The sequence below is a fragment of the Ruegeria sp. SCSIO 43209 genome, from assembly GCF_019904295.1.
GTDB lineage: Bacteria > Pseudomonadota > Alphaproteobacteria > Rhodobacterales > Rhodobacteraceae > Ruegeria.
Genome location: NZ_CP065359.1, coordinates 2,386,491 through 2,411,899, shown reverse-complemented (window position 1 = coordinate 2,411,899; position 25,409 = coordinate 2,386,491). Strand labels below are relative to the sequence as shown.

32 protein-coding genes are annotated in these 25,409 nt (G+C 57.7%); 18 read left to right on the top strand and 14 right to left on the bottom strand.

Annotation, left to right across the window (positions count from 1 at the left end; genetic code table 11):
• From I5192_RS12080 to I5192_RS12045, 8 genes are all read left to right on the top strand, one after another.
• Nucleotides 1-978: an NADPH:quinone reductase gene (locus tag I5192_RS12080; RefSeq protein WP_170402304.1), complete on the top strand. Its 978-nt coding sequence runs from the start codon at nt 1-3 to the stop codon at nt 976-978.
• A gap of 1 nt (nt 979) precedes the next feature.
• On the top strand, nt 980-1,399 hold the full coding sequence (gene acpS, locus I5192_RS12075; protein ID WP_223116932.1) for a holo-ACP synthase: 420 nt from the start codon (nt 980-982) through the stop codon (nt 1,397-1,399).
• 59 nt (nt 1,400-1,458) lie between these two features.
• Entirely contained in the window at nt 1,459-2,298 is an 840-nt protein-coding gene (gene lepB / locus I5192_RS12070; RefSeq protein ID WP_170625107.1) for a signal peptidase I, read from the top strand.
• The gene (gene rnc / locus I5192_RS12065; RefSeq protein WP_170686674.1) at nt 2,295-2,972 is read left to right on the top strand and encodes a ribonuclease III; all 678 of its coding nucleotides are present in this window, start codon (nt 2,295-2,297) and stop codon (nt 2,970-2,972) included. The genes lepB and rnc overlap by 4 nt, the downstream gene beginning before the upstream one ends.
• A 19-nt stretch (nt 2,973-2,991) precedes the next feature.
• Nucleotides 2,992-3,504: an N-acetyltransferase gene (locus I5192_RS12060; RefSeq protein WP_170425217.1), complete on the top strand. Its 513-nt coding sequence runs from the start codon at nt 2,992-2,994 to the stop codon at nt 3,502-3,504.
• A 168-nt stretch (nt 3,505-3,672) separates the two neighbouring features.
• Nucleotides 3,673-4,581: a GTPase Era gene (era, locus tag I5192_RS12055; RefSeq protein WP_223116931.1), complete on the top strand. Its 909-nt coding sequence runs from the start codon at nt 3,673-3,675 to the stop codon at nt 4,579-4,581.
• A gap of 55 nt (nt 4,582-4,636) precedes the next feature.
• Nucleotides 4,637-4,966 carry a DUF1491 family protein gene (locus tag I5192_RS12050; protein WP_170402292.1) on the top strand — a complete coding sequence of 110 codons (330 nt, stop codon included), beginning with the start codon at nt 4,637-4,639 and terminating at the stop codon, nt 4,964-4,966.
• Nucleotides 4,967-5,076: 110 nt separating this feature from the next.
• Nucleotides 5,077-5,400 carry a SemiSWEET transporter gene (locus I5192_RS12045; protein WP_170392607.1) on the top strand — a complete coding sequence of 108 codons (324 nt, stop codon included), beginning with the start codon at nt 5,077-5,079 and terminating at the stop codon, nt 5,398-5,400.
• A gap of 9 nt (nt 5,401-5,409) precedes the next feature.
• Here the strand turns inward: I5192_RS12045 and I5192_RS12040 are convergent, their stop codons facing one another.
• A complete protein-coding gene (locus tag I5192_RS12040) occupies nt 5,410-5,799 on the bottom strand; it encodes a VOC family protein (protein ID WP_170402289.1) in 390 nt (129 codons plus the stop codon).
• A 168-nt stretch (nt 5,800-5,967) separates the two neighbouring features.
• Here I5192_RS12040 and recO point away from each other — a divergent pair, with 168 nt between their 5' ends.
• Nucleotides 5,968-6,693: a DNA repair protein RecO gene (gene recO, locus I5192_RS12035; RefSeq protein ID WP_223116930.1), complete on the top strand. Its 726-nt coding sequence runs from the start codon at nt 5,968-5,970 to the stop codon at nt 6,691-6,693.
• Here the strand turns inward: recO and I5192_RS12030 are convergent.
• The 3 genes from I5192_RS12030 to I5192_RS12020 all read right to left on the bottom strand — a co-directional run bounded on the left by I5192_RS12030 (nt 6,677) and on the right by I5192_RS12020 (nt 9,532).
• Complete coding sequence (locus I5192_RS12030; protein WP_223116929.1) at nt 6,677-7,069, bottom strand: META domain-containing protein; 393 nt, start codon at nt 7,067-7,069, stop codon at nt 6,677-6,679. The two genes, recO and I5192_RS12030, sit on opposite strands and share 17 nt — an antisense overlap.
• 12 nt (nt 7,070-7,081) lie before the next feature.
• Complete coding sequence (locus tag I5192_RS12025; protein ID WP_223116928.1) at nt 7,082-7,624, bottom strand: hypothetical protein; 543 nt, start codon at nt 7,622-7,624, stop codon at nt 7,082-7,084.
• Nucleotides 7,625-7,840: 216 nt separating this feature from the next.
• Nucleotides 7,841-9,532, bottom strand: a complete 1,692-nt coding sequence (locus tag I5192_RS12020; RefSeq protein WP_170513458.1) for an acyl-CoA dehydrogenase family protein — start codon at nt 9,530-9,532, stop codon at nt 7,841-7,843.
• A gap of 144 nt (nt 9,533-9,676) precedes the next feature.
• On the opposite strand from I5192_RS12020, the gene I5192_RS12015 reads away from it, so the two are divergent.
• Entirely contained in the window at nt 9,677-10,441 is a 765-nt protein-coding gene (locus I5192_RS12015; RefSeq protein ID WP_170402277.1) for a sulfite exporter TauE/SafE family protein, read from the top strand.
• On the opposite strand, the gene I5192_RS12010 is transcribed toward I5192_RS12015, so the two are convergent.
• The 3 genes from I5192_RS12010 to I5192_RS12000 all read right to left on the bottom strand — a co-directional run bounded on the left by I5192_RS12010 (nt 10,438) and on the right by I5192_RS12000 (nt 13,222).
• Nucleotides 10,438-10,980 (bottom strand): hypothetical protein, encoded by a 543-nt coding sequence (locus tag I5192_RS12010; RefSeq protein ID WP_255611805.1) that lies wholly within the window; start codon nt 10,978-10,980, stop codon nt 10,438-10,440. The two genes, I5192_RS12015 and I5192_RS12010, sit on opposite strands and share 4 nt — an antisense overlap.
• A 32-nt stretch (nt 10,981-11,012) precedes the next feature.
• Nucleotides 11,013-11,303, bottom strand: a complete 291-nt coding sequence (locus tag I5192_RS12005) for a hypothetical protein (protein WP_170392600.1) — start codon at nt 11,301-11,303, stop codon at nt 11,013-11,015.
• 320 nt (nt 11,304-11,623) lie between these two features.
• A complete protein-coding gene (locus I5192_RS12000; RefSeq protein ID WP_170513460.1) occupies nt 11,624-13,222 on the bottom strand; it encodes a phosphoenolpyruvate carboxykinase in 1,599 nt (532 codons plus the stop codon).
• A 344-nt stretch (nt 13,223-13,566) separates the two neighbouring features.
• On the opposite strand from I5192_RS12000, the gene I5192_RS11995 reads away from it, so the two are divergent.
• Genes I5192_RS11995 through I5192_RS11965 form a run of 7 tightly spaced genes read left to right on the top strand, consistent with a single transcriptional unit; the run spans nt 13,567 to nt 18,974 of the window.
• Entirely contained in the window at nt 13,567-14,271 is a 705-nt protein-coding gene (locus I5192_RS11995) for a response regulator transcription factor (protein ID WP_170392598.1), read from the top strand.
• Nucleotides 14,272-14,303: 32 nt separating this feature from the next.
• Nucleotides 14,304-16,013, top strand: coding sequence for a sensor histidine kinase (locus I5192_RS11990; RefSeq protein WP_170392597.1), 1,710 nt, complete (start codon nt 14,304-14,306; stop codon nt 16,011-16,013).
• 3 nt (nt 16,014-16,016) lie between these two features.
• Nucleotides 16,017-16,487: an HPr kinase/phosphorylase gene (locus I5192_RS11985; RefSeq protein WP_223116927.1), complete on the top strand. Its 471-nt coding sequence runs from the start codon at nt 16,017-16,019 to the stop codon at nt 16,485-16,487.
• Nucleotides 16,484-17,365 carry an RNase adapter RapZ gene (gene rapZ / locus I5192_RS11980; protein ID WP_255611801.1) on the top strand — a complete coding sequence of 294 codons (882 nt, stop codon included), beginning with the start codon at nt 16,484-16,486 and terminating at the stop codon, nt 17,363-17,365. The genes I5192_RS11985 and rapZ overlap by 4 nt, the downstream gene beginning before the upstream one ends.
• Nucleotides 17,362-17,754, top strand: a complete 393-nt coding sequence (locus I5192_RS11975) for a PTS sugar transporter subunit IIA (RefSeq protein WP_170392594.1) — start codon at nt 17,362-17,364, stop codon at nt 17,752-17,754. Before rapZ ends, I5192_RS11975 begins: the two co-directional genes overlap by 4 nt.
• A 16-nt stretch (nt 17,755-17,770) precedes the next feature.
• Complete coding sequence (locus tag I5192_RS11970; protein WP_170392593.1) at nt 17,771-18,040, top strand: HPr family phosphocarrier protein; 270 nt, start codon at nt 17,771-17,773, stop codon at nt 18,038-18,040.
• A 34-nt stretch (nt 18,041-18,074) separates the two neighbouring features.
• Nucleotides 18,075-18,974, top strand: coding sequence for a lysophospholipid acyltransferase family protein (locus I5192_RS11965; protein ID WP_170392592.1), 900 nt, complete (start codon nt 18,075-18,077; stop codon nt 18,972-18,974).
• Between the two features lie 79 nt (nt 18,975-19,053).
• Here I5192_RS11965 and I5192_RS11960 read toward each other — a convergent pair whose 3' ends face one another.
• On the bottom strand, nt 19,054-19,929 hold the full coding sequence (locus I5192_RS11960; RefSeq protein WP_170392931.1) for a 3-hydroxybutyryl-CoA dehydrogenase: 876 nt from the start codon (nt 19,927-19,929) through the stop codon (nt 19,054-19,056).
• Between the two features lie 163 nt (nt 19,930-20,092).
• On the opposite strand from I5192_RS11960, the gene I5192_RS11955 reads away from it, so the two are divergent.
• On the top strand, nt 20,093-20,911 hold the full coding sequence (locus I5192_RS11955; protein WP_255611800.1) for a DUF6473 family protein: 819 nt from the start codon (nt 20,093-20,095) through the stop codon (nt 20,909-20,911).
• 63 nt (nt 20,912-20,974) lie between these two features.
• On the opposite strand, the gene I5192_RS11950 is transcribed toward I5192_RS11955, so the two are convergent.
• From I5192_RS11950 to I5192_RS11925, 6 genes are all read right to left on the bottom strand, one after another.
• Complete coding sequence (locus I5192_RS11950; protein WP_170392590.1) at nt 20,975-21,904, bottom strand: electron transfer flavoprotein subunit alpha/FixB family protein; 930 nt, start codon at nt 21,902-21,904, stop codon at nt 20,975-20,977.
• Nucleotides 21,904-22,662 carry an electron transfer flavoprotein subunit beta/FixA family protein gene (locus I5192_RS11945; RefSeq protein WP_170425241.1) on the bottom strand — a complete coding sequence of 253 codons (759 nt, stop codon included), beginning with the start codon at nt 22,660-22,662 and terminating at the stop codon, nt 21,904-21,906. Before I5192_RS11945 ends, I5192_RS11950 begins: the two co-directional genes overlap by 1 nt.
• A 185-nt stretch (nt 22,663-22,847) precedes the next feature.
• Entirely contained in the window at nt 22,848-23,420 is a 573-nt protein-coding gene (locus I5192_RS11940) for a cob(I)yrinic acid a,c-diamide adenosyltransferase (protein WP_170425243.1), read from the bottom strand.
• A 3-nt stretch (nt 23,421-23,423) separates the two neighbouring features.
• Complete coding sequence (locus tag I5192_RS11935) at nt 23,424-23,624, bottom strand: twin transmembrane helix small protein (RefSeq protein WP_170392587.1); 201 nt, start codon at nt 23,622-23,624, stop codon at nt 23,424-23,426.
• Nucleotides 23,625-23,703: 79 nt separating this feature from the next.
• A complete protein-coding gene (locus tag I5192_RS11930) occupies nt 23,704-24,531 on the bottom strand; it encodes an SDR family NAD(P)-dependent oxidoreductase (protein WP_170609723.1) in 828 nt (275 codons plus the stop codon).
• 69 nt (nt 24,532-24,600) lie between these two features.
• Complete coding sequence (locus tag I5192_RS11925) at nt 24,601-25,242, bottom strand: SH3 domain-containing protein (protein WP_255611794.1); 642 nt, start codon at nt 25,240-25,242, stop codon at nt 24,601-24,603.
• Nucleotides 25,243-25,409 lie beyond the last annotated feature (167 nt).

Here is a 25,409-nt window from a genome sequence, read left to right as displayed (position 1 = left end):
ATGAAAGCAATCACCTATCGCGGATTTGGTGCGGCGGCGGATGTCCTTGAGTTGGTCGACCTGCCCACGCCCAACCCCGGCCCAGGCGACGTTCTTGTCCGGGTCCATGCCAGCGGCATCAACCCCTCAGACGTCAAGCTGCGCGGCGGCGCGCGCCCTGGCGCTGTGATGCAATACCCGATGGTTGTTCCCCACTCGGACGGGGCCGGAGTGATTGAGGCCGTAGGCGAAGGGGTCGATCCCGCGCGCGTCGGCGAACGTGTCTGGATCTGGAACGGCCAATGGCAACGCGCTTTTGGCACTGGGGCCGAATACATCGCGCTCCCCTCCGAACAGGCCGTATTCCTTCCAGATACGACCGGCTTCGCCGAGGGCGCGTGTTTTGGTATCCCCGCCTTGACTGCATGGTACGCGCTCTATTGTGACGGACCGATCACTGACCAGACCGTGCTTGTGACCGGCGGCGCAGGCACGGTCGGACGCTACGCCTGCCAGATGGCCGCACTGGGCGGCGCACGCGTTATCACAACGGTCAGTTCAGATGAAAAAGCCGCCCATTCCGGCGCGTCCGAATGGATCAACTACCGCACGCAAGACGTGGCCGAGGCGGCGATGGACATGACCAACGGCGCAGGCATAGACCGCATTGTCGAGGTTGATTTCGCCGCCAACCAACCCGCTTCCCTTTCTATGATCCGCCCCGGTGGCACCATCGCCAGCTATGCCTCGGCTTCGCAAATGAAGCCCGAACTGGATTTCTATGGCTTCATGTTCAAGAACATCCGCCTGCATATGCTGATCGTCTACCAACTCGACGCCGCGGCCCGCCGTCGTGGCGAGGCGCAGTTGGGCCAGTGGCTGGAACAAGGCGCACTGTCGCACGCCGTCGTCCCCGGCGGAGGGCTGATGGATGCGGCAAATGCACACGCAATGGTCGAGGCGGGGCAAAAGCTCGGGACCGTTGTGTTGGAGGTCTGACATGATCCTCGGCATCGGCACCGACCTCGCTAATATTGACCGCATTCAGGGCGCGCTCGACCGGTTCGGCGACCGCTTCCGTAACCGTGTCTTCACTGAAACCGAACAGCGCAAGGCTGAGCGTCGCGCCGATACTGCGGGCACCTACGCCAAACGCTGGGCCGCGAAAGAGGCGTGCTCGAAGGCGTTAGGCACCGGCCTGCGGATGGGGATCGCGTGGAAAGACATGGCGGTGACCAACCTGCGCACCGGCCAGCCCGTCATGCATGTCACCGGTTGGGCCGCCGAGCGTCTGAAAGAAATGACTCCCGAAGGCCACGAGGCGATCATCCACGTCACCCTGACCGATGATCACCCCTGGGCGCAGGCCTTTGTGGTGATCGAGGCCCGTCCGCTGCAAGAAGCACCCGCGCAGCCTTGACTTGCCTCCACCCGACACGCATGTAGCACCCCAACCACGCATAGACTGGAGAGAGCAGTATGGCCGAGGAAGCCAAATCCGGAAACGCCGTCTGGGAGACGATCAAAACTATCGTCTACGCCCTGCTGATCGCGGGCGTTTTCCGCACGCTTTTCTTTCAGCCGTTCTGGATTCCCTCAGGCTCCATGAAGCAGACGCTGCTGATCGGTGATTTCCTCTTCGTCAATAAGATGGCCTATGGCTATTCCTACGCGTCCTGCCCTAGCCTGATCATCCCCAGCGTCGGCCTGAACATCGATGCCGAGGATGTGTGCGGTTGGATGCAGGGTGATGACAACTCCCGTCTGCTGGGTGGCGATCCCGAGCGGGGCGATGTCATCGTCTTCCGCCATCCGGTAACAGGGCGCGACTATATCAAGCGACTGATCGGCCTGCCGGGTGATCGTATCCAGATTCGTGGAGGCCAAATCATCCTCAACGACACTCCTGTGCCGCAGCAACCCGATGGTGTGTTCACCGAAGTTGCTGAACCGCAGGGCCCACAAGGCCTGCGCCCGCGCTGTTCCAACGGTCCCGTCGGGATCGGCGGTGTTTGCGAAAAGAACCGCCTGATCGAGACCTTGCCAAATGGTGTTTCCTACGACGTGCTGAACATCGGCAATCAGGGCTCCGACAATACCGGGGTCTATACCGTACCCGAGGGCCATTATTTCTTCATGGGCGACAACCGCGACAACTCGGCCGACAGCCGTCTGCCGCAATCCGCCGGAGGCGTTGGCTTTGTGCCGTACGAAAACCTGATCGGTCGCGCCGACCGGATTATGTTCTCCTCCGCTGGCCGGTCCATGCTGTTCTTCTGGACATGGCGCGGTGATCGTTTCTTCAAGGCGGTCAATTGAAGCTATCGGCTGAGATAAAGGCGTTCCAGCAGCGCTTGGGGTATGAGTTTTCCGACCCTGAACTGCTGGTGCGCGCGCTGACCCACGGCTCGGTGTCTTCTGCCACGCGCCCCGACAATCAGCGTCTTGAATTTCTGGGCGACCGCGTCCTGGGCCTCGTCATGGCCACTGCTTTGCTTGAGGCCGACAAGAAAGCTTCCGAAGGCCAACTGGCCCCCCGTTTCAACGCGCTGGTGCGCAAGGAAGCCTGCGCCGATGTGGCCCGCCAGATTGATCTGGGTGCGGTGCTGAAACTGGGCCGGTCCGAGATGCTGTCCGGAGGTCGTCGCAAGCAGGCCTTGCTGGGCGACGCGATGGAGGCGGTCATCGCGGCCATCTACCGCGACGCAGGATTCGAGGCTGCCCGAGACGTGATCCTCGCCCTCTGGGGCGATCGCATCCACAAGGTCGAGGCCGACGCCCGCGACGCCAAAACCTCGCTTCAGGAATGGGCGCAGGCCCGCGGTCAGAAACCCCCTGCATATGTCGAGGTCAAACGCACCGGCCCCGACCACGCTCCGATCTTCACCATCGCCGCGCGCCTGCAGGACGGGACCGAGGCGCAGGCTACCGCCGGCTCCAAGCGACAAGCCGAACAAGCCGCGGCAAAGGCGTTGTTGGAACAGTTGTCTTGATCCTCTGCGCAGCCAGATCATGAAAATCAGACCCGCCCAGAAAGCCGACGCCGCCAGCCTCGCGGCCCTGTCGATTGAGGTCTGGATCGGAACCTATCTAAAGCGTGGTGTGAACGCCTTCTTTGCCGAGTTCGCACTGTCCGAGTTCACGACCGCCCGGTTCGAAGCCATATTGGAGGACGGCCAAGACCTCTTGATGGTTTCCGAAAACGAAGACGGGATCGACGGCTATATTCGGCTTGCGGAAAGTCGCGCCGCACCTGTGGACGGGCTTTCTGACCTAGAAATCGTGACGTTCTACGTCCAGCACCGCCATCAAGGTAAAGGCATCGGCTCGGCGCTGCTTGATATCGCGATTGACTACATGCGTGAAAAAGGGCGCCCGTCGATTTGGCTGACAACCAATTCCGAGAACACGCCCGCAATCGACTTCTATCTAGCCAAAGGGTTCCGGCAGGTCGGAGTCACAGATTTTCGGATCGGGGACCAAGCCTATCCGAACCAAGTTCTGGCGTTGAACACTACAACCTGATCGCGCGATCAAGCCCGGCCAATGCCGGCACCGGCCGACCGGGCAGCGTCGCCCTATGGGCCGCAGACTGGCCTTCGCTCACAGATATCCGCGATGCGACAAATCCCTCTGGCCCGTCCGCGCATTCTGCTATAGGGGTGCGCACTTGCAAACAGGATCGCAGGACACATGAGCACACGCGCCGGATTTATCGCCCTGATCGGAGAGCCCAACGCAGGCAAATCCACCCTTCTGAACCGCATGGTCGGAGCCAAGGTCTCGATCGTGACACATAAGGTGCAAACCACGCGTGCTCGCATCCGTGGCGTGGCGATGGAGGGCGATGCGCAACTGGTCTTTGTGGATACGCCGGGCCTCTTCAAACCACGCCGCCGTCTGGACCGTGCCATGGTCGCCGCCGCTTGGGGCGGGGCTGCGGATGCGGATGTGGTCGTGCTGATGATCGAGGCGCATCGCGGTATCACCGAAGGTGTCGAACGCATCCTCGAAGGCCTCGAAGAGATCGGGCAGGGCCGCACCATCGCACTTGCGATCAACAAGATCGACAAGGTGCCCTCGGAAAAGCTGCTGGCGCTGACCAGTGACCTGAATGCGCGTTATCCCTTTGCCGAGACCTTCATGATCTCGGCCGAAAAAGGCCACGGTGTCGACGACCTGCGCAAATGGCTGGCCTCGGAACTGCCCGAGGGCCCGTCGCTCTATCCAGAAGACCAGATTGCGGATCTGCCTCTGCGCATGATCGCGGCTGAGATGACGCGCGAGAAACTGACTCTGCGCCTGCATCAGGAACTGCCCTACCAGCTGACCGTCGAGACCGAGAACTGGGAAGAGCGCAAGGACGGCTCGGCCAAGATCGATCAGGTCATCTATGTTATGCGTGATGGCCACAAAGGGATCGTGCTGGGCAAACGTGGTGAGACCATAAAGGCCGTCAGTCAGGCGGCGCGTGCCGAGCTGGAAGAGTTTTTGGACCGCAAGATTCACCTGTTCTTGCAGGTGAAAGTCCGACCAAACTGGCTGGAGGAGTCCGAGCGCTACTCGGAAATGGGTCTGGATTTCAAAGACGGCAACGCATGACCCGGGCCAAGAATTTTCGTCGAAAATTCTCAACCCCTACGGAAAGGTCAGAACCATGACCCGGCTGACAGCTGAATTCTGGGTGCATGCCTATCTGGCGCGGCTGCGGTTTCAGGAAATACCGGCTTTTGTTGTGGCGCATGGGGATGACACCGCTGGGGCGGTGCTTATCAAACTCAACACACTCAACGGGCGGGCCGCAGCCTTTCAGCGCAGTTTTGATCTGATGAGCGGCGAGCGCAAATGGGTGGAGCTCTCATCCGGCGAAGAGGCAGACGTAGATGCCGCCATCACCCGCCAACGCAGTTTTGACCCCGACCTTTGGGTAATCGAGGTGGAAGACCGCCAAGGCAGGCACCTGCTGGGTGAAGAAGGTCTGGACTAACCCGCGCCAAATGATCTTGGACGTACGGCGCAAAGCGACTATTTTGCTTTGCAACCGGCTGAATGAAACGGCCCAATCTTCCGGGGGCCGCAGGAACAGGAGGGGGTTGAGTGGCTGAAACGCTTGCCCAGAAACTGGAAAACTCAAATCTCGGTCACTGGATGCAGCGGTTCGAGGGGTTCATGGTCTTCATCGGCGTCGTTGGCCCCTTCGCCACGCTTCCACAACTGATCAAGCTTTATTTCACCCACTCCGAACACGCGACCGGACAGTCGCTGCTGTCCTGGTCTCTGTATGCCGGGCTGTCGTTTTTGTGGTTCGCCTATGGGCTGGTGGTGGGCAAGTTGCCCATCTATGTGGGCAACGGTATCTCAATGGTGCTGAACCTGCTGATGGTTATCGGCATTCTGATTCACGCAGGTATGACGTTCTAGGGCGCGCGATCAGCCTGCATCGCTAAAATAGACAAAGCTCATCTTGTTGCCATCAGGATCGCGCGCATAAGCGCCATAGAAGTTCGGGCCATATTGAGGTCGATCTCCGGGATCACCTTCATTTGTTCCGCCATTGGCAAGAGCCTCGGCATGCACCTCGCGCACTTCCGCTTCGCTTTCGCAGAGCAAGCCAACCATGTTGCCGTTTCCAACCGTCGCGGCCTCTTTGTCAAAGGGCGTCGCGACCCACATGGACCCACCGCCCCGCAGCTCGTAACAAACAGCGTGGGGCATATATTCAGCAATAACCTTGCCGCCGATTTTGGGCACAACCGCATCGTAAAAGCTTCGCGCTTTGACGACATCATTTGAACCGATCATGACATAGTTAAGTGACATTTCTTAAATTCCTCCGTGCAGAACATAAAGTGAACACTATTGCGTGAACAGATGTCACGCAACGTGTTTTTGGTGTTCCACAGGGTCAACCTGACGCGTTTCCACCTTGAACCTGCAACGGCCATAAGATTTCCTGCGTATATATCTGGTGACCTGACGAGGCCAAACTTGGACTGGCGTGATCACGGCATTCTTCTGACCTCTCGCCGTCATGGTGAGACAGCGGCGATCATCGAGGTCTTTACCGAAGCCCATGGTCGTCACGCCGGCATTGTGCGCGGTGGCACCAGCCGCAAGATCGCCCCGATCCTGCAACCCGGCGCGCAACTGGACGTGCTTTGGCGCGCGCGGCTCGAAGAACATCTTGGCACCTTTCAGGTCGAACCCCTGCGTTCGCGCGCTGCAGCGGCGTTTTCAGGGCGGCTGGCGCTGGCCGGATTAAATGCGGTGGTGGCGCTGCTGTCCTTTTGCCTGCCCGAACGCGAGCCTCATCCGGCGATCTATCAGCAAACAGAACAGTTGATGGACCTGTTGGGTCAGGATGAGGTCTGGCCACTGGCCTATCTGCGCTGGGAACTGGCGCTGCTGGAAGAGCTGGGCTTTGGCTTGGATCTTTCGGCCTGCGCAGTGACAAGGGCGACCGAGGGGTTGGTCTATGTCTCTCCGAAAACCGGCCGCGCGGTCAGTGCGGCGGGGGCAGGGGACTGGGCCGATAAGCTGCTGCCTTTGCCCCCCTCCCTGCGCGGCGAAGGCGCGGCTCCGGATACCGAGATTGCTGAAGCCTTACGCACAACCGGGTATTTTCTGGAAAACCATCTGGCTCCGTCGCTGGGTCATACGCCGTTGCCGGACGCACGCGCGCGATTTGTGGCGCAGTTTACTCGGCGGCTTTGAACACCATTTCGTGCCCGTCCTCATTGCGCAGGATCAGCACATCGCCGGACACCTCGGACTGGGTCATCGCCATCAGTGCGGCGAAATAAAACCCCTCGGCTTCAAGCCCGGCGCAAGCCGCGCGGGTGGCGACAAGATCGGTGATCTCAAACCACGGGTAGGGTGCATTCAGTGTACCTGAATAGGTGTTGCACGGGGCATTGCCCTCAATCCGACCCTCTGCGGGGAATCGCAAAAGGGCGCTGGCCTCAAAAGGCTGCCCGTCGATCTCTTGCAAAGCCCATGTCTGATCCGCTGCGCCATAGGCGGCGACAGTCTCATCCTTGTCGCATTGGAACAGGGTCAAAAGGGGCAGGAACAAGGCCAGACGTAACATCGCAATATCCTGTCAATAGGGGTTCACACCGCTGATTAACTCTTCGCGCACTTCAAGGCGGGGGCGCCAGTTGTATTTGATATCCTCGCGCACCTGATCCCAATAAAGCACCCCGCTGTTGCGCCACGGGTCAAGGATGATGCCTTCATACATTGAATCTCCCTTAGCGCTGATCAGAGCCGAATGGTGGATGATCCGGAACGCAGTTGGAGGCGACGTGGCCCAGTGCAGGTCCAGCGTGCGAAAGTTCTCTTGCTTCAAACGCGTGGTCATGGCCTGCGCCCAATCATTGCACAGACCTTTTTCGCGAAATCCGTTGATGACCTTTGCGTTGTGGATGATGGCTGGATCGGTGACGTTCCAGTCCTGTTTCAGTTGATTGGAATAGGCATAAGATATCTCGGCTGCACGCCGCGCCTCGGCAGGGTCAACCTTGGGGTCAAGCTGCTGGATCGCTTGTGCCAACTGGTCCACATCATCGGGCCCGGTGTTTGGTGCCATGGCGCATCCGGCAAGGGCCATGCAGGTGGCCAAAACTGCGATGATGATCTTCACGCTCGATTCTCCTCTGGCCAGCTTGGGCGCTGGGTTTGGTTGACGCCCTTTACCCGATTTCTGCGCTCGATCCGAGGGGGAAGTTTCGCCCATTAAGCCCTGAAACCGAGTTGTACAACTCGGAAGAAATAGGCCTGAAGGTCCGTACAACACGAAAGAAAAAGAAAACCCGGCGCAAGGCCGGGTTCAGTTGGGGAAACCGCGTCGCTTCGGGCGTCAGCCCAGCAATCGACGCGCGATGACTTGCGCCTGTATTTCTGCGGCGCCTTCAAAGATATTTAGGATGCGCGCGTCACAAAGCACGCGGCTAATTTTGTATTCCAGAGCGAAGCCGTTGCCGCCATGAATCTGCAGCCCGTTATCCGCCGCAGCCCAAGCAACTCGAGCACCCAGCAGCTTGGCCATCCCGGCCTCAAGGTCGCAACGTTGACCGTGGTCTTTTTCCCAAGCAGAATAATAGGTTAGCTGCCGTGCGATCATAATTTCGACCGCCATCATCGCCAGCTTGCCCGAGACGCGAGGGAAATTGATCAGAGATTTGCCGAACTGCTTGCGGTCTTGTGCATATTGCATGGCAATGTCCAAAGCACTCTGCGCTACGCCGATGGCGCGGGCAGCCGTTTGGATGCGGGCAGATTCGAAGGTTTCCATTAACTGCTTGAAACCTTTGCCTTCTTCGCCGCCCAGCAGGTTTTCACCCTTCACTTCGAAGCCGTCAAATCCCAGCTCGTATTCCTTCATGCCACGATAACCCAACACCTCAATCTCACCACCAGTCATGCCGGGCGTGGGGAAGGGGTTCTCGTCGGTTCCAGGTGTCTTTTCAGCCAGGAACATGGACAGCCCACGGTGATCGGTACTGTCGGGATTAGTCCGCGCCAACAAGGTCATCACATGGGTGCGCGCCGCGTGCGTGATCCATGTTTTATTTCCTGTTATCTTATAGTTACCATCTTCACCCTTGACGGCCCGCGTGCGCAGGCTGCCCAAATCCGATCCGGTATTGGGTTCAGTGAAAACAGCGGTTGGCAGGATCTCGGCGCTGGCCAGTTTTGGCAGCCAGTTGGCCTTTTGTTCATCCGTACCGCCCGCGATGATCAGTTCTGCGGCGATTTCGGACCGTGTGCCCAGAGAACCCACACCGATGTACCCGCGCGAAAGCTCTTCCGAGACCACACACATTGAGGCTTTGGATAGGCCGAACCCGCCGAATTCTTCGGGGATGGTCAGACCGAACACGCCCATCTCGGCCAGTTCCTCGATAATCTCGATTGGGATCAGTTCGTCCTTCAGGTGCCATTCATGGGCATTTGGCTCAACCTTTTCAACGGCATAGCGGCGAAACTGGTCTCGGATCATCTCCAGTTCTTCGTCCAGACCAGACGCACCAAACATGGTGGCACCGGACTGGTCCTGCATCAACTCAACCAGACGCGTGCGCGCGGCCTGAGAGTTGGCTTGCGCCATCAGTGTCTGCACTTCGCTGCATTGGAATCCCGACAGAGCATCCCAGCCAAGGCCAAGATCCTGCAAACGTACAACCTCGCCCTGGTTCATCGGAATACCACCGGCGATCTGATGCAAGTATTCCCCAAAGGCGATCTGATGCAACAGCTGCTCCATCTCGCCGAATTTTCCCTCGGCCTGAAGCGCCTCGGCCCAGCGCTGCATCTGCTGCAGCGACTGGTGGTATGTGGCCAGCCAAGCCAGCCCATGGGCGGCTGTCTGATTGGCCTCGATCAGTGCGCCCGATATGCGCCCTTCGCTAGTCACCTGCGCGCGAACCGATTCGACCGCCTTATCGAACACCGCTTGAACGCCGGGCAGGGCGGCTGCGCTGAGTGTTAGAAGATCGGGCAAAACCGCTGGCTGCGTCATGTTCGTCACATCCTGTCCGTCATGGGCCATGAATCACGTCCTCTGCTGGGTTGTCTGGTCATATCATGCTGCACATGCAGCGCAACAAAAATACGCAAATCATCCATAAAAAGTTCAAAAATTGCTTAGTGACTTTTGCAGTGCAGAAATTTTTTGGGCTGGTATGAAGGGTCGATGGGACTGTTTTCACTTATGTCGCCGCAGGATTTCTGTCTGGCTTTGGTCGTTGCCTTCGTCGCGGGCTGGGTCAAAGGCATGGTCGGTTTTGCCATGCCAATGGTGCTTGTTTCTGGTCTTAGCATGATGCTGCCGCCTGAGCTGGCGCTGGCAGGTCTAATCTTGCCCACGCTGGTGACCAATGGGCTGCAGGCCTTGCGGGAAGGTTTACCTGCGGCGGCGGCGTCAGTTCGAAAGTTCAAGGTATTTCTGAGCGTTGGACTGGTCTGTCTATTGGCCAGCGCGCAGCTGATCAACATCTTGTCGCCCAAGGCATTTCTGCTGATCTTAGGCGCACCAGTTTCGTTCTTCGCTCTGATGCAACTACTGGGGCTGAAACTGACGCTGCAAGCGCCCTCAATGCGGGTTGAGGCTATGGTGGGTGCGGTGGCCGGTGCTGTCGGCGGCATCTCGGGCGTGTGGGGACCACCAACCGTGGCCTATCTGACAGCCTTGAATACACCGAAGAAGGATCAGATGCGGGTACAGGGCGTGATATACGGTCTGGGCGCCGTGGCGCTTATTGTGGCGCATCTGGGTTCGGGTATTCTAAGGACTGACACCGCGGTGTTCTCAGCGCTGCTGATTATCCCTGCCTTGGTGGGAATGCGTGGGGGTCAGTTTCTGCAGGATCGTATCGATCAGGCACAGTTCCGCAAACTCACTCTGCTTGTACTGCTGATTGCGGGGCTGAACCTGCTGCGCAGGGGTCTTTTGGGTTAATTGCGTCTTTCAGCAAATCGAAAGGCGAAATAGAGGCCCAACATTAGGAAAAAAAGACCTGAGATATCACCGATCAGATAGGCGATATACTCGGCCGTTGCGCTGCCGAAGGCCATGTTGGTGAGAACGGACACCAATACCGATGTGATGATTCCAACGCCCATCACGCACAGCCAGCATGGCTTCCGATCGACGCGCGGAAACAAATCCCAGCCCAACGCCTTGCAGACATAAAAAACCGCTGGAACTGTGGTGACCGCGATAGTGATCGCCAGCAATCTGCTGGGCAGAAGAACATCCCAACCGCCCACAAGGGCAAAGACGATGGCAACGCCGGGCAACAGTGCGAATATCGCCCTCCATCCCAACAACCAAGCCGACAGAACCCGCACGCCGTGCGGCAGGAACAATAAGCTGGCATAGCTGGGGTATGCGGGAAAAAACACGTTCTGAAGCGGCATCAGCACCTGGAATGTTAGGAACGATGCAGCGACATAGGCCAAAGAGGCATAGAATGTTTCAGAGGCCCATCTGCGCACGGGGTCAGCCGATTACAGATCTGGGGTGGCGATCACCTGGGCGCATGAACCAGATACCGTCCGCGATTGGCGCTGCCGCTTTGCGACAGATAACCCTTTTGAACCAGAGACTTCAGCGCGCGGAAAAATGTCGGGCGAGATACGCTTTTGACCAGCGTGTGTTCGATCAGACCAAAGGTGCGTACTTCGCGATCATCTTTCGACAGTTCTTCGGCGGCATAGTAGATGTCGCGCTCGACCGGTGAGAGTTCTTCCAGCCCAAGAGTGCGCTCCATGCTTTGCATCAATTTGCGCAGTTCGGTGAGTTTTGAGATTTCAGTCATTACTTGCCTATAGTTTCCGTGACGGACCGAGGCAGTTCGAAAGGCTGACCTTTTGAACACATCACGCCGACACCCATCCCCGTGTAGAAATAATCATTACCTTGTTGAACGGCCCGAGACATGATGTGAGTAAGCTAGCCCGGATCGCCCGATGTTCAAATTTAACAGAAGCCGCTGCCAAAGGACGCCGGGCTTCGAAGCGTCTTGGGTAAATTGCGATAGCGCATGTTGCACGTTATCGCAATGAACTTGTCTGTGTGCACAAGGTGCCGATGCGTAAGCTTTGGTGGGTCAGGGGCCATGATGGCCCCTGAATTCGATCAACCGATCGCGACAGCTTTGATGTCTTCGTCGATGAAGGGCAGGTACTGCTCGAAGTTTTCCGCGAACATGTGCACCAGCTTTTCCGCCTGTTTGTCGAAGGCTTCCTGATCGTCCCAGGTGCGGCGCGGATCCAGCAAGACCTCGGGCACACCAGGGACAGAGACCGGCACATCGAAGCCGAAATTGGCGTCCTTGCGGAATTCCGCATCGGTCAGTGATCCTTCCAGTGCAGCCGTCAGCAGCGCGCGGGTGGCCTTAATTGGCATGCGGCTGCCCACGCCGTAGGCACCTCCAGTCCAGCCGGTGTTGACCAACCAGCAGGTCGCGCCATGCTGAGCAATCTTATCGCGTAGAAGGTTGCCATAAGCCTCGGGGCGGCGTGGCATAAAGGGCGCGCCAAAGCAGGTCGAGAAGGTGGGCTGCGGTTCGGTCACGCCACGTTCGGTCCCGGCGACCTTCGAGGTAAAGCCGGAAAGGAAGTGATACATCGCCTGCGCAGGCGTCAACCGAGCGATCGGAGGCAAAACGCCGAACGCATCGCAGGTCAACATGATGATGTTCTTAGGATGCCCGCCCAATGCAGTTTTCGACGCGTTGGAGATGTATTCCAACGGGTAGGCGCAGCGCATATTCGCAGTCAGAGAGTCGTCGTTGAAATCCAGCTCTTTGGTCTCGGGATCAAAAACCATGTTCTCGATCACGGTGCCAAATTTCGAGGTGGTGGCGTAGATTTCTGGTTCGGCCTCGGCGTTCAGGTTGATGGTCTTGGCATAGCAACCACCTTCAAAGTTGAAGGTGCCTCGATCCGACCAACCGTGTTCGTCATCACCGATCAAGGTGCGCGACGGGTCGGCAGACAGGGTGGTCTTGCCGGTGCCGGACAGGCCGAAGAATACGGCGGTGTCGACCGGGTTGCCAACCGCGTGGTTAGCCGAGCAGTGCATCGGCATCACGCCTTTTTCGGGCAGCATATAGTTCAGCAGGGTGAAGACGGACTTCTTGTTCTCGCCGGCGTATTCGGTGCCGCCGATCAGGATCAGCTTGCGATCAAAGTTCAGTGCAATCACCGTTTCGCTGCGGCAGCCATGCTTTTTGGGGTCCGCCTGGAAGCTGGGACAGTTGATGATAGTAAAGTCAGCCGTGAAATCATCCAGATCCTCACGATCCGGGCGGCGCAGCAGGTGGCGGATGAACAGGTTGTGCCACGCCAGCTCGGTTACCATGCGCACATTGATCGAGTAGCTGGGATCAGCCCCGCCCACGAGGTCCTGAACGAAGTAGTCGCGGCCTTTCATATGGGTCAGCATATCTTCATAGAGCGCGTCAAAACCTTCAGGGCTCATGGCGGCGTTGTTTTCCCACCAGATGCTGTCGGCAACACTGTCTGTCTTGACGACATGCTTGTCCTTGGGCGAGCGGCCAGTGAATTTGCCGGTGGTGACCAGAAAGGCGCCGCCATTGCCAAGGGTGCCTTCGCCGCGCTTCAGCGCTTCTTCGATCAGCGCCGGTTCCATGAAGTTGTAATAGACATTGCCCAGACCCTCGATGCCCTGATCTTCGAGGCGGAATTGCGGGTTAACCCGTCCAGATGTCATGTGTGTCTTCTCCTGTGGCGGCGCGAGGGCCTTGGGCCGGGTGCACCATTGGGGCGGATACCGGAAAGAGCCGGCGGTCAAGCGCCTCTTATCACGGTATTTTGGGACATGAACAGGAGGGTTGGGGGTAGTTAGCGCAACCAAGTTGAGGTTTAGCGCCATCACGATTTGTCTGCCGTAAATCAAGGCAGCTATTTGGGCGCAGCAAGGCAAATTTGCCGCATACCTGCCGCAAGAATGGCACGATTCGAGGTTACGAGTTGATTCGGTGGCTCAAAACCGCCAACAATGCCTTACAAAAAAGCGTATTATTGCGCGAGTGAGCAGGAATAGGGGTGAACCCGATGTCAAAGATTGCACTGGTGGACGACGACAGAAATATCCTGACGTCTGTGTCCATGACACTCGAAGCCGAAGGGTTTGAGGTCGAAACATACAACGATGGTCAGGCTGCGCTGGACGCTTTCAACAAAAAGCTGCCAGACATGGCCGTACTGGATATCAAGATGCCGCGGATGGACGGCATGGATCTGCTGCAAAGGCTGCGGCAGAAAACCCAGATGCCCGTGATTTTTCTGACCTCCAAAGATGACGAGATTGACGAGGTTCTGGGTCTGCGCATGGGTGCAGATGACTACGTCAAAAAACCATTCTCTCAGCGGCTGCTGGTCGAACGGATTCGCGCCTTGTTGCGCCGTCAGGAAGCGGTCGATGGTGATGTGACCAACGCGGCCTCGGGCGATACAAAAGTGATGGAGCGGGGCGAGCTGCGGATGGACCCGCTGCGCCACGCAGTCAGCTGGAAAGGCAATGATGTCTCGCTGACAGTTACCGAGTTTCTGCTGCTGCAGGCCTTGGCGCAACGTCCGGGCTTTGTCAAAAGCCGCGATCAGCTGATGGATGTGGCTTATGATGATCAGGTCTACGTGGATGACCGGACCATTGACAGCCATATCAAGCGTCTGCGTAAGAAGATGCGCGCCGCCGATCCCGAGTTTTCGGCGATAGAAACGCTGTACGGTATCGGGTATCGTTACAACGAAGAATAGGCGCGGCCGTTTTATCAAGCCGAAGGGGTCTCGTGCGCGATACTGAACAAGCCAACCAAGTGCACGACGCAGACGTCGTTCTTGGGGATGACTGGGTCATCCCCCAAGACCCTGATGCTGCCGAGCTACAGGCCAAGCGTTCGCGACGAAACCTGTTTTCGATGCGCTATTCGCCCCTGGCGCGCAGGATTATCACCTTCAACCTCATTGCCCTTGTCATTTTGGTTGCAGGGCTGCTGTATCTGGACGACACGCGAAAAGAACGGGTTCAACAGACCGCGCAGAACCTGGTCGGTGATGCGCAACTTGTCAGCAACGTTTTTGAAACCCAGCTGCGTCAACCCTCTGCCAATGGTGCAGGCACATTGGATGTCCGTGATACGCTAGCGGGTCTCAGCTTGCCCGAAGGCGGCGAGGTTTTTGTTTATGACGGCACGGGCACTCTGATCGGTTGGACACGCGGGGCGTCCATGGCCGACAAATTGCCCAGCCTTTTGCATCAGGACGCCGACAGCGCCACTGGAAGCACTTTGATCAGCGACGCATTGAATGCGGTTTGGAATGGTGTGTCTGCGGTCTTTAGCGGTTCTTCCGAAAGCGAGGCTCCGACGCTGGCGCAACGGGTGCAGGAAATGATCCCGCAGGCGCTGAACGGCGGATTGCAAGTACAGGCCGTGCACGACGATAAAGGCAAGACGGTGATTGTCGCCGTGGCCCCGATCCTATTGGACGATACGCCTGTGGGTGCCGTTGCTATGGCGGGCCCGGCGGGCGAGATCGATGCGCTGGCCCGCAAGGAGCAAGAGCGGATCCTGCAGATGTTTGTGGTGGCACTGCTGGTCTCGATCGGTCTGAGCCTCGTTTTGGCCTCAACGATTGCCAATCCTCTTGCTGATCTGGCCGCCGCTGCCGAGATGGGCAAGGACCGCGGAGCCGGAGTGAACCCCGGACGTATCCGCATCCCGGATCTCAGTGCGCGCCCGGATGAAATCGGCCGTCTGAGCCAGGCTTTGCGCGGGATGGTCACGGCGCTTTATAACCGCATTGACGCGAACGAACAATTTGCGGCCGATGTCGCGCATGAGATCAAGAACCCGTTGGCCAGCCTGCAATCCGCCGTGGGCACCATGCGCATGGTAAAACGCGATGATCAGCGCGAAAAGCTATTGGGCGTGATTGAGCATGATGTGCGGCGATTGGATCGACTGGTCAGCGATATCTCGAACGCATCGCGGCTGGACGCGGAACTGGTGAAAGAAGAAGAGCAGCCCTTTGACCTGCTCAATCTGCTTGGCAATATCAGTCAGTTTCTGGGTGAAGATGCCCGTTCGAAAGGCATCGAATATATCACTGACCTTCCCTCGGACCCCATCGTGGTCAACGGGCTCGAGGCGCGTCTGGCGCAGGTCTTTGTCAACCTGATCACCAATGCGATTTCGTTCTGTGAGGACAAAGACGCCATCCGGGTCTGGGTCCGCCGTCGTGACAACCGCGTGCTCGTGGTGGTTGAAGACACCGGTCCCGGCATTCCTGATCAGGCGCTGACCAAGATCTTCAAGCGTTTCTACTCCGAACGCCCCGAAGAGCATTTCGGCAACAATTCGGGCCTTGGATTGGCGATTTCGAAACAAATCGTCGAGGCGCATGGTGGTGTGATCTGGGCAGAAAACATCCGTCCGACCGAAGCCGATATCACCTCGGACCCGCTAGGTGCGCGGTTTGTTGTCGGGCTTCCCGTCTAGGTTATGAGCACCACCCCACTTTCTGAGATAGCGGGTCAAGGGTCGGCCTGCATTCATGGGACCTGTGTTGTGGTTCAGGAAAAAGGCTTATTGATCATTGGCGCCTCGGGTACGGGCAAATCTTCTTTGGCGCTACAGATGATGGCGCTTGGGGCGCAGCTTGTCGCGGATGACCGGGTCGAATTGACTGGACAGGCCGATCACGTGATGGCAGCTGGACTTCCGCAGATCCGCGGCCTGATTGAAGCGCGCGGCATCGGGTTACTGCGAGCTGAAGCCGCGAGGCCGGTCCGATTGGCATTTGTTGTGGATATGGACCAACCCGAGCCCGCGCGATTACCTGAACCCGCTGAAATTCTTGTGTTGAAGCAAACTGTTCCCTTGCTTCGGGGGGCTGGCGTGCCCAATTTGGCTGCAGGACTTATTCAACTTGTGAAAATGGGGCGCGTAGCCCCGGAATGGCCGAATACATGACAGCACAACAGCGCGTCGTTCTGATAACAGGTCCTTCCGGTGCAGGGCGATCGACCGCAATTCATGTGCTTGAAGATCTGGGGTTCGAGGCGATTGACAACCTGCCGATGGGGTTGCTGGCTCGCCTCGTCGACAATTCGGAGCCTGCGCGCCCAATGGCTTTGGGTATCGACGCGCGCAACCGCGATTTTTCAACCACCGGGTTTATCGAACTTGCCGCCAAACTGGGCCGGATGGAGAATGTCGACCTGACGATCCTCTATCTGGATTGCCGGGACGAGGTGCTGCTGCGTCGCTTCTCGGAGACCCGCCGCCGTCACCCGGTTGCGACTGATGCCAGCCCGGAAACCGGCATTTGTCAGGAAAAGGAACTGTTAGCCCCAATTCGCGAGTTTGCCGACACGCTGATCGACACCAGCGCGTTGAATGTGCATCAGCTGCGGGAAGAGGTCGAACGCTGGTTCGCCCCAAAGGGCGGGCGGCATCTGGCGGTGTCGATCGAATCCTTCTCGTACAAGCGGGGCTTGCCGCGCGGTTTGGACATGGTGTTCGATTGCCGGTTTCTGGCCAATCCATACTGGCGGCCTGAACTGCGGGATGCGGATGGTCGAAACTCGGATGTGGCGGCCTATGTTCAATCAGATGCAAACTATGGCGTCTTCTTTGACCGGGTGGTCGACCTGCTGATCGAACTGCTTCCGGCCTTCCGTGAGGAAGGCAAAGCGCACCTTTCAGTTGCATTTGGGTGCACCGGAGGGCAGCACCGCTCGGTCGCGGTGGCTGAAGCAGTTGCAAAGGCCCTTGCAGAAGGGGGGCAGCAGGTGGCAATTAGGCATCGCGAAATGGAACGACGCGCGTTGAATGTGAGGCCGGAGTGATCGGGATCGTTATTGTTGCACATGGTGGGTTGGCTCAGGAGTATCTTGCGGCCACGCAGCATGTGGTTGGAAAGCAACCCGGACTGGTGGCCATCCCGATAGAAGCCGACCATGATCGCGAAGCGAAACAAGTTGAAATCTGCCGCGCGGCGGACGAGGTCGATATGGGCGATGGCGTCGTTGTGGTGACCGATCTGTTCGGCGGCAGCCCCTCGAATCTGAGCCTGCGTGCATGTGCGCCACAAGACCGGCGAATCCTTTACGGGGCCAACCTTCCCATGCTGATCAAACTGGCCAAAAGTCGCCACTTGCCACTGGCCGAGGCCGTGCGTTTGGCTTTGGAAGCTGGACGAAAGTACATCAATGCGCAAAATGTGACATTGGATTGACACCGGATAGATTCATATGACGACCAAGAGTTTGAAAATTATCAATGAAAAGGGCCTTCACGCCCGCGCTTCTGCCAAGCTGGTCGAGGTGGTCGAGGGCTTTGATGCGCGCGCCGAGGTGTCACGAGACGGGCTTTCTGCCTCGGGCGACAGTATCATGGGCCTTTTGATGTTGGCAGCGTCGCGCGGAAGCACTATTGACGTCGAGACGTCCGGCCCGGATGCTGAGGCGTTGGCAGAGGCTTTGGAAACATTGGTGAACGATAAGTTCGGCGAAGGGTTCTGACAGCCACGACACCAAGGACGGAAAGACAAGGCAATTGGCGGAAACCACGCACGATACCAAGACAGGTCCTGTAGTGGATCACGACACCGATCAGGGTGAAATCTACGACCGCAGAACCCTGACCTACGCCAACTCGTTTGACGATGCCTGGACGTCTACGGCCATTCGCGCCATCGAATGGTGCACAGGCAAGCTGACCATCTTGCGCATGGTCAACAAGTTCGAGAAGCAGAACGAACGCTATCGAGGTCAGAAGTTCTGGGGCGGTGCGCTCAAGACCATGGGTATCGAGCTGACAACCCCAGCCGAACAGATCGCCCGCATCCCAAAAGAAGGCCCCGTAGTGGTCGTCGCGAACCATCCGCACGGCATGGTTGATGGCATGATCTTCGCTGAACTCATCGGCCGGGTCCGCAGTGACTATCGCATCCTGACCCGCTCAGTCCTGACCGGGTTGGATGAAGCTGCGACCTCATTCATGATCCCGGTGCCGTTCCCGCATGATCCTGAAGCGCAGGCCAAGATGCTCGAGATGCGCAGCAAGACGATGAAACATCTGGCAGATGGGGGCGTTGTCGCGTTATTCCCGTCAGGTGTTGTGATGTCTTCGGATGATTGGTTCGGACCAGCCATCGAGCGGGAGTGGAATGTCTTCACCGCGAAGATGATCCGTAGGTCGGGTGCCAAGGTCGTGCCGATCTTCTTCCCCGGCAGCAACTCGCGCTGGTATCAAATTGCCAACCGGATATCGCCCATCCTGCGCCAGGGCCTACTGCTGCACGAAATCGTCCGATCCTGCAACAGGCCCCAGTCGCCGGTGATCGGTGACCCGATTTCGGATAAAGACATGGACCTGCTGGAACGCGACCCCCGCGGTTTCATGGCATGGCTCCGTGATCACACCATGGCGCTGGGCAAGACGCTCAAATCCTGATCCGCCCCTTCATCTGGCCATAAATATCTCGGGAGTGAATTGAGCCAAAGGCTCAAGAGAGGGCTGGCCCTCTCAAATCCTATCGTGTCGGTACCGGAACCTCGCCTCGATAATCATAAAACCCACGTTCCGTCTTGCGCCCCAGCCATCCGGCTTCGACATATTTCGTCAACAGCGGGCAGGGACGATACTTGGTGTCTGCCAGCCCGTCATGCAGCACGTTCATGATCGCCAGACAGGTATCCAAGCCGATGAAGTCCGCCAGTTCCAATGGGCCCATAGGGTGGTTTGCGCCCAGTTTCATCGATTGGTCAATGGACTGCACATTCCCGACACCTTCATACAATGTGTAAACCGCCTCATTGATCATGGGCATCAGAATGCGATTCACGATAAAGGCCGGAAAATCTTCGGCGCTGGCTGAGGTTTTGCCAAGCCGGTCCACTACGGCTTTACAGGAGTTAAAGGTTGCTTCATCGGTGGCGATGCCCCGGATCAACTCGACGAGCTGCATCACAGGGACCGGGTTCATGAAGTGGAATCCCATGAAACGTTCGGGCCGGTCGGTGCGGCTGGCCAGCCGGGTAATTGAGATCGACGAAGTGTTCGATGTCAGGATCGTATGTGGCTGTAGGTGCGGCAACAGGTCTTCAAAGATTGCCTGTTTAACCGTTTCCCGCTCGGTCGCGGCTTCGATTACAAGATCGGTCTGCCCCAAATCCGGCAGATTCAGCGTCGTTGTGATCCGACCCAACGCGGATTTCACTGCATCATCCGAGATTTTGCCGCGCGACGCTTGACGCGCCAGGTTGGTTTCAATGGTTGCCATCGCGCTGTTTAGCGCGTCCTGGCTGACATCGTTCAGTAGAACATCATACTCTGCCAACGCCATAACATGAGCAATCCCGTTACCCATCTGTCCAGCGCCGATCACTCCGACTGATTTTACGTCCATTTGTTCGATGCCCTTGTTCGCAGAATATGGCGACATTATCGGCAGTTCCCTATGGGCGGCAAGGGGACGGGGACAGTCAATTTCGCTTCAAATGCGCGCATTAGGATTTTCTCAAGACTTGCGGCGGCAAAATGGCGGTTGGGTGAATATTTGGGTGAGTGTGATGAGCTATCAATCGATCAATGCGGTCCATTCCGCGGAAACGACGTGCGAATATGAAAATTCGAAACTACGTTTCAGGGGCCCTCAAAGGGCGTTGAACAACCCCTATGTGGCATGTTTGGGGGGCGAAGAGACTTTTGGCCGTTTCGTGGAAACCCCCTTTCCCAATGAGTTGGAACGTCGTCTGGATCGTCGATGCCTCAACCTTGGCAGCCTGTTCTGCGGTGTCGAAGCGTTGACGCAGGACAAAGGGCTACTGGAGATCGCAAACCGATCTGATATATGCGTCCTGCAGTTACCCGGCATGCTGGGGCTATCGAACCGATTCTACCGGGTGCACCCACGACGCAATGACCGTTTCGTTGCGCCAAATGCCGATCTGGTTGCGCTGTATCCCGAAGAAGATTTTACGGATGTCCATTTTGTACAGCACTTGCTGAACCGCCTGTCGGCACGCTCGGATGCCCGAATTGAACTTGTGGAACAAGAGTTGCGCAATGTCTGGATCGAAAAGCTCGGCAAGTTTCTTGCAGAAGTAGGCCCGCCCGTCCTGCTTTTGCATCTGCAAGTGGAGAGGAGCGATTTGGATTCGACACCGGGTGACGGCTTTGCAATCAACCCCGAGATGATTGAGCCTTTGAGACCCCATTGTACGGATATTTTGTCCTTGCAGGTTCAGGTGTCCGGCGTATCCGATGAGCTTGAAGACATGTTGTTTGGCACACTGCAACAACCGATTGCCGAGCATATGATCGGCCCAGCCACACATCGCAATATCGCTGGCTCACTTGCCCAAGTGATCAACGACCTGAGCGTATAAACAGCAAAGGCCCGCCAGTGGCGGACCTTCTAAGATTTTTCGTCGAAAAATCTTTGTCGGAAATCAGCCGAGTTTTTCGGTGAGTTCCGGCACGGCCTGGAACAGGTCTGCGACCAGACCGAAGTCTGCGACCTGGAAGATCGGCGCTTCTTCGTCCTTGTTGATCGCAACGATGACCTTGGAGTCCTTCATGCCCGCCAGGTGCTGGATCGCACCCGAGATGCCGACTGCAACATACAGGTCAGGGGCAACAACTTTACCGGTCTGACCCACCTGCCAGTCGTTCGGGGCGTAGCCCGAGTCAACTGCGGCGCGTGAGGCACCAACGGCGGCTCCCAGCTTATCGGCCAGGCCTTCGATCAGTTTGAAGTCGTCTTCCGAGCCCACACCACGGCCACCCGAAACAACAACACCAGCCGAAGTCAGTTCAGGACGGTCGCTTTCAGCAACCTTGTCCTCGACCCACGACGACAGGCCGGGGTTTTCGCCGACCGAGATGGTCTCGACCGCCGCCGAACCACCTTCGCCCGCCGCATCGAAGCTGGCGGTCCGGATGGTCACGACTTTCTTGGCGTCGTTCGATTTCACGGTCTGGATCGCGTTACCCGCATAGATCGGACGCTCGAAAGTGGTGGCATCGACCACGCCGGACGCGTCCGAGATCACCATCACGTCCAGCAGGGCTGCAACGCGCGGCATCACGTTCTTGGCGTCGGTGGTGGCAGGGGCAACGATATGCTCGTACCCATCGGCCAGACCCACGATCAGGGCTGCGGTCGATTCCGCCAGGCGATGACCCAGCGAGGCGTCTTCAGCGACCAGAACCTTGGATACGCCATCGATCTTGGCAGCGGCCTCACCAGCAGCAGCGGCAGAACCACCTGCGGCCAGAACGGTGATTTCACCCAGCGATTTGACAGCGGCAACGGTCTTGGCTGTGGCGTCAACCGACAGCTCACCATTGTTAACCTCTGCGAGAAGAAGAACAGCCATTACACAGCCCCCGCTTCTTTGAGTTTCTCGACCAGCTCATCAACCGAGCCCACGATGATACCTGCGGCGCGTGCCGGCGGCTCTTCGGTCTTGACGATTTCCAGACGCGGAGTGACGTCGACGCCATAATCGGCGGCGGTTTTTTCATCCAGCGGCTTTTTCTTCGCCTTCATGATGTTCGGCAGCGACGCATAGCGCGGCTCGTTCAGGCGCAGGTCGACGGTCACGATGGTTGGCATTTTGACGGAGATGGTCTGCAGACCGCCGTCAACCTCACGGGTGATCTTGGCGGTGTCGCCTTCGATGTCTAGCTCGGACGCGAAGGTGCCTTGCGACCAACCCAGAAGGGCCGACAGCATTTGGCCGGTGGCATTCATGTCGTTGTCGATCGCCTGCTTGCCCGCCAGAACGATGCCCGGCTGCTCTTCTTCGACCACTTTGGCGAGGATCTTGGCAACGGCAAGCGGTTCGATGTCCTGATGCACGTCATCCGCCGCGACAACCAGAATGGCGCGGTCGGCGCCCATGGCCAGTGCGGTCCGCAGGGTTTCCTGCGACTGTTTCACACCGATCGAAACGGCAACAACCTCATCGGCCTTGCCCGCCTCTTTCAGGCGGATCGCCTCTTCCACGGCAATTTCGTCGAACGGGTTCATCGACATTTTTACATTGGCGAGATCAACGCCGCTGCCATCCGCTTTCACACGAACTTTCACGTTGTAGTCAATCACGCGCTTGACAGGCACGAGTACCTTCATTTTTGCGTATGCTCCTTACAAAAACGGCAAGCCGCGCAGCGACTCCACCAATGCTCTCGCTGGCTTAGATAGCGGGTCGTGATGTTCTGCGACAGAGCAAAATCGTCACGTCATGGTTTCGAGACGTCGCGTTTTGTCATTTTTTGGACCAAAAACGAAATTTAGTTTCCCGACGGCAGGCGCGATCACCGGTTTGCACCGGGAATCCAGAGCACATCATCGTGCCCGCCGTTGTTGGCACAGCGCGCCGCGACAAAGAACCAATCGCTCAGGCGGTTGAGGTATTTGACAGCCACCTCATTGACCGGCTCCATGTTTGTCAGCTCAACCGCCAACCGCTCGGCCCTGCGCGAAACTGTTCTGCACACATGCAGATGCGCGGCCAAACGTGAGCCACCGGGCAGGATGAAACTGCGCAAGGGCTGGAGCGCTTCGTTCATCGCGTCGATCTCGGCTTCAAGCCGGTCGATCTGAGCGGAAACGATACGCAGGGGCGGATAGTCGGCCTCGGCATCCTTATCCATGTCGGGGCGGCAGAAATCGGCACCCAGATCAAACAGGTCATTCTGGATACGGGACAAGGCGGCTTCGACTTCTCCGTCTGCTTCGGTCCGTGCCACGCCGACAAAGGAATTAAGCTCATCCACAGTGCCATAGGCCGCGACACGCCCGGAATATTTGGCGACGCGCTCGCCATTGCCCAGAGCGGTTTTCCCATCATCGCCGGTGCGCGTGTAAATCTTGTTGAGAACGACCATGCCTTACCCTCCCTGCCCACGCAGATAGACGTAAAGTACGATCAGCAGCACCGCAATGAACTGAAACAGGATACGCAGGCGCATCAGCTTGTTGCTTTTCAGCGCGGCCTCTTTGCCGGGTTTTCCAAAATTGGCAATGCCCATCACCAGCACGACGACGACCGCCGCCATGGCCAGAAGCAGTATGACCATCGTCAGGTCCATAGCTCACCGTCCGTGTTTGTTCAGTTGTTGAGCCGTCATCTAGCGTTGATAGCGGCAAAAGCGAACAGGTAATTTCGCCTCATATGTCCGAGAGGATGCGATCAATGGCCCGGGTGGGCAGAATACGGCGCAGATATCCGGCGATATAGGTGGGCGTCGTCACATAGTATCGCGGACGTGGGCGCTTGGATTCAACCGCATGCGCCAATTTGGCGGTAACAGCCGAGGCAGGCAGTTCGAACTTGTCAGGTCCGGAGGATTCGTAGAGGCGTTTCAGCAGCGTTTCCTCGTATCTCTGTCGCAGGGCTGAGCTTTTCCAGTCAATAAAGCGTTCGAAGACAGGGATCGCGTTCACACGGATCTTCGAGGTGACCGGGCCTGGTTCGATCAGGATGACCTTGATGTCGGTGTCTCGCAGCTCTAGGCGCAAGGTATCGGTCAGGCCTTCGATGGCGTATTTGGTGGCGACGTATGCCCCGCGCCAGGGGAACGCGACCAGTCCCAACACTGATGAGTTCTGCACGATGCGCCCATGGCCCTGAGCCCGCATCACGGGAATCACTTGTCGGGTTAGTTCGTGCCAGCCAAATACGTTGGTCTCAAAAATTAGGCGAAGCCCTTCGATTGGGACATCTTCAACCGCGCCGGGAAGGCCGTGAGCGCCATTGTTGAACAACGCATCCAGCGTGCCACCGGTCGCGTCCAAAACCTGCTGCAGGCCTGAGGTAATGCTATCGGAATCGGTATAGTCGATCAGCGGGCTGTCGAAACCCTGTGCCCGTAGCCGATCACAGTCACGCTGTTGACGGCATGAGGCAAAAACGCGCCAACCGCGCGCGCGCATCCCGTGCGCCGCGTCCAGACCGATCCCGGATGAGCAGCCTGTGATCAGAATCGATTTCTGCATATTGCCCCCGCCTGTGCATTTCGCCCATAGCTATGGCGAGCTTTAGGTCAGGACAATGACACAGTTGCGTCAGTTTGTTGGTTTCCGAACCAGTGAGGCAGAAATCCAACCCACCCGCTGATCAGGGTATAACCGCAAACGCAGCCAGCCGGTGCCGGAATCACTGAGAACCTCAACGCGCTGGCCAAGTTTGGCTTTGGCGATGATGGGGTAAATCGTTCCGGGCCCATCGCGCATATTGACCCGCGTGCCCGAGATTTCGCGGATATCTTTCTCTGGCTCGATGACTTGATTCACAGGTGTGATGTCATCCTGCACCTCGGCCTCGACCTGCAACAGTCCGGCGGCTCCGTCTTCAAGCGAAGCCAGAGTAAAGCTGACGCCGTTCTCGTCAAATGCAGAGAACTGAGACAGCGGATCGTTGGTGACTTGTGACAGGACGACCGCGGCATCCTCCTCTACTTGTGGCTCGGGCTGAGCGCGCGCCTGTACAATGCGCGCGGCAACGTTGGTCACAAGGTCTTCAGCCCGAGGTGCGTGGTCGTCTTCAGCCCGAGGTGCGTGGTCGGATGCAGGCTCGTGTTCTGGCACAGAGGCGACGCGAACCGGTTGCTCGGTGCGGGTGCCGCGCGGTTCGAAATCCGGGCCCCCGCTCATCACATAGAAGCTCCAGCCGAGCATGGCGAAAGTGATAACAATAACACGCTTCATGGCGCACCCCCTGGCAATCGTAACATCAATAAAAGGCAGCAGTCTTAATGTTCGAAAGCCTACCATAGATTCAGCTTCGAGTCGAAAAGCGGGGGAAATCCGATACTTGCCTCCCCCTGTTGCAAAAAGCCCGACTTGTCCCCAGCAAAATATGCGCCGATTGCTTT

What these genes read in the sequence shown, in the direction of transcription:
- I5192_RS12080 (WP_170402304.1), top strand. Translation starts at nt 1, where the DNA reads ATGAAAGCAATCACCTATCGCGGATTTGGTGCGGCGGCGGATGTCCTT.
- acpS (WP_223116932.1), top strand. Translation starts at nt 980, where the DNA reads ATGATCCTCGGCATCGGCACCGACCTCGCTAATATTGACCGCATTCAG.
- lepB (WP_170625107.1), top strand. Translation starts at nt 1,459, where the DNA reads ATGGCCGAGGAAGCCAAATCCGGAAACGCCGTCTGGGAGACGATCAAA.
- I5192_RS12060 (WP_170425217.1), top strand. Translation starts at nt 2,992, where the DNA reads ATGAAAATCAGACCCGCCCAGAAAGCCGACGCCGCCAGCCTCGCGGCC.
- era (WP_223116931.1), top strand. Translation starts at nt 3,673, where the DNA reads ATGAGCACACGCGCCGGATTTATCGCCCTGATCGGAGAGCCCAACGCA.
- I5192_RS12050 (WP_170402292.1), top strand. Translation starts at nt 4,637, where the DNA reads ATGACCCGGCTGACAGCTGAATTCTGGGTGCATGCCTATCTGGCGCGG.
- I5192_RS12040 (WP_170402289.1), bottom strand. Translation starts at nt 5,799, where the DNA reads ATGTCACTTAACTATGTCATGATCGGTTCAAATGATGTCGTCAAAGCG.
- I5192_RS12030 (WP_223116929.1), bottom strand. Translation starts at nt 7,069, where the DNA reads ATGTTACGTCTGGCCTTGTTCCTGCCCCTTTTGACCCTGTTCCAATGC.
- I5192_RS12020 (WP_170513458.1), bottom strand. Translation starts at nt 9,532, where the DNA reads ATGGCCCATGACGGACAGGATGTGACGAACATGACGCAGCCAGCGGTT.
- I5192_RS12015 (WP_170402277.1), top strand. Translation starts at nt 9,677, where the DNA reads ATGGGACTGTTTTCACTTATGTCGCCGCAGGATTTCTGTCTGGCTTTG.
- I5192_RS12005 (WP_170392600.1), bottom strand. Translation starts at nt 11,303, where the DNA reads ATGACTGAAATCTCAAAACTCACCGAACTGCGCAAATTGATGCAAAGC.
- I5192_RS12000 (WP_170513460.1), bottom strand. Translation starts at nt 13,222, where the DNA reads ATGACATCTGGACGGGTTAACCCGCAATTCCGCCTCGAAGATCAGGGC.
- I5192_RS11995 (WP_170392598.1), top strand. Translation starts at nt 13,567, where the DNA reads ATGTCAAAGATTGCACTGGTGGACGACGACAGAAATATCCTGACGTCT.
- I5192_RS11985 (WP_223116927.1), top strand. Translation starts at nt 16,017, where the DNA reads ATGAGCACCACCCCACTTTCTGAGATAGCGGGTCAAGGGTCGGCCTGC.
- rapZ (WP_255611801.1), top strand. Translation starts at nt 16,484, where the DNA reads ATGACAGCACAACAGCGCGTCGTTCTGATAACAGGTCCTTCCGGTGCA.
- I5192_RS11970 (WP_170392593.1), top strand. Translation starts at nt 17,771, where the DNA reads ATGACGACCAAGAGTTTGAAAATTATCAATGAAAAGGGCCTTCACGCC.
- I5192_RS11960 (WP_170392931.1), bottom strand. Translation starts at nt 19,929, where the DNA reads ATGGACGTAAAATCAGTCGGAGTGATCGGCGCTGGACAGATGGGTAAC.
- I5192_RS11955 (WP_255611800.1), top strand. Translation starts at nt 20,093, where the DNA reads ATGAGCTATCAATCGATCAATGCGGTCCATTCCGCGGAAACGACGTGC.
- I5192_RS11950 (WP_170392590.1), bottom strand. Translation starts at nt 21,904, where the DNA reads ATGGCTGTTCTTCTTCTCGCAGAGGTTAACAATGGTGAGCTGTCGGTT.
- I5192_RS11945 (WP_170425241.1), bottom strand. Translation starts at nt 22,662, where the DNA reads ATGAAGGTACTCGTGCCTGTCAAGCGCGTGATTGACTACAACGTGAAA.
- I5192_RS11940 (WP_170425243.1), bottom strand. Translation starts at nt 23,420, where the DNA reads ATGGTCGTTCTCAACAAGATTTACACGCGCACCGGCGATGATGGGAAA.
- I5192_RS11935 (WP_170392587.1), bottom strand. Translation starts at nt 23,624, where the DNA reads ATGGACCTGACGATGGTCATACTGCTTCTGGCCATGGCGGCGGTCGTC.
- I5192_RS11930 (WP_170609723.1), bottom strand. Translation starts at nt 24,531, where the DNA reads ATGCAGAAATCGATTCTGATCACAGGCTGCTCATCCGGGATCGGTCTG.
- I5192_RS11925 (WP_255611794.1), bottom strand. Translation starts at nt 25,242, where the DNA reads ATGAAGCGTGTTATTGTTATCACTTTCGCCATGCTCGGCTGGAGCTTC.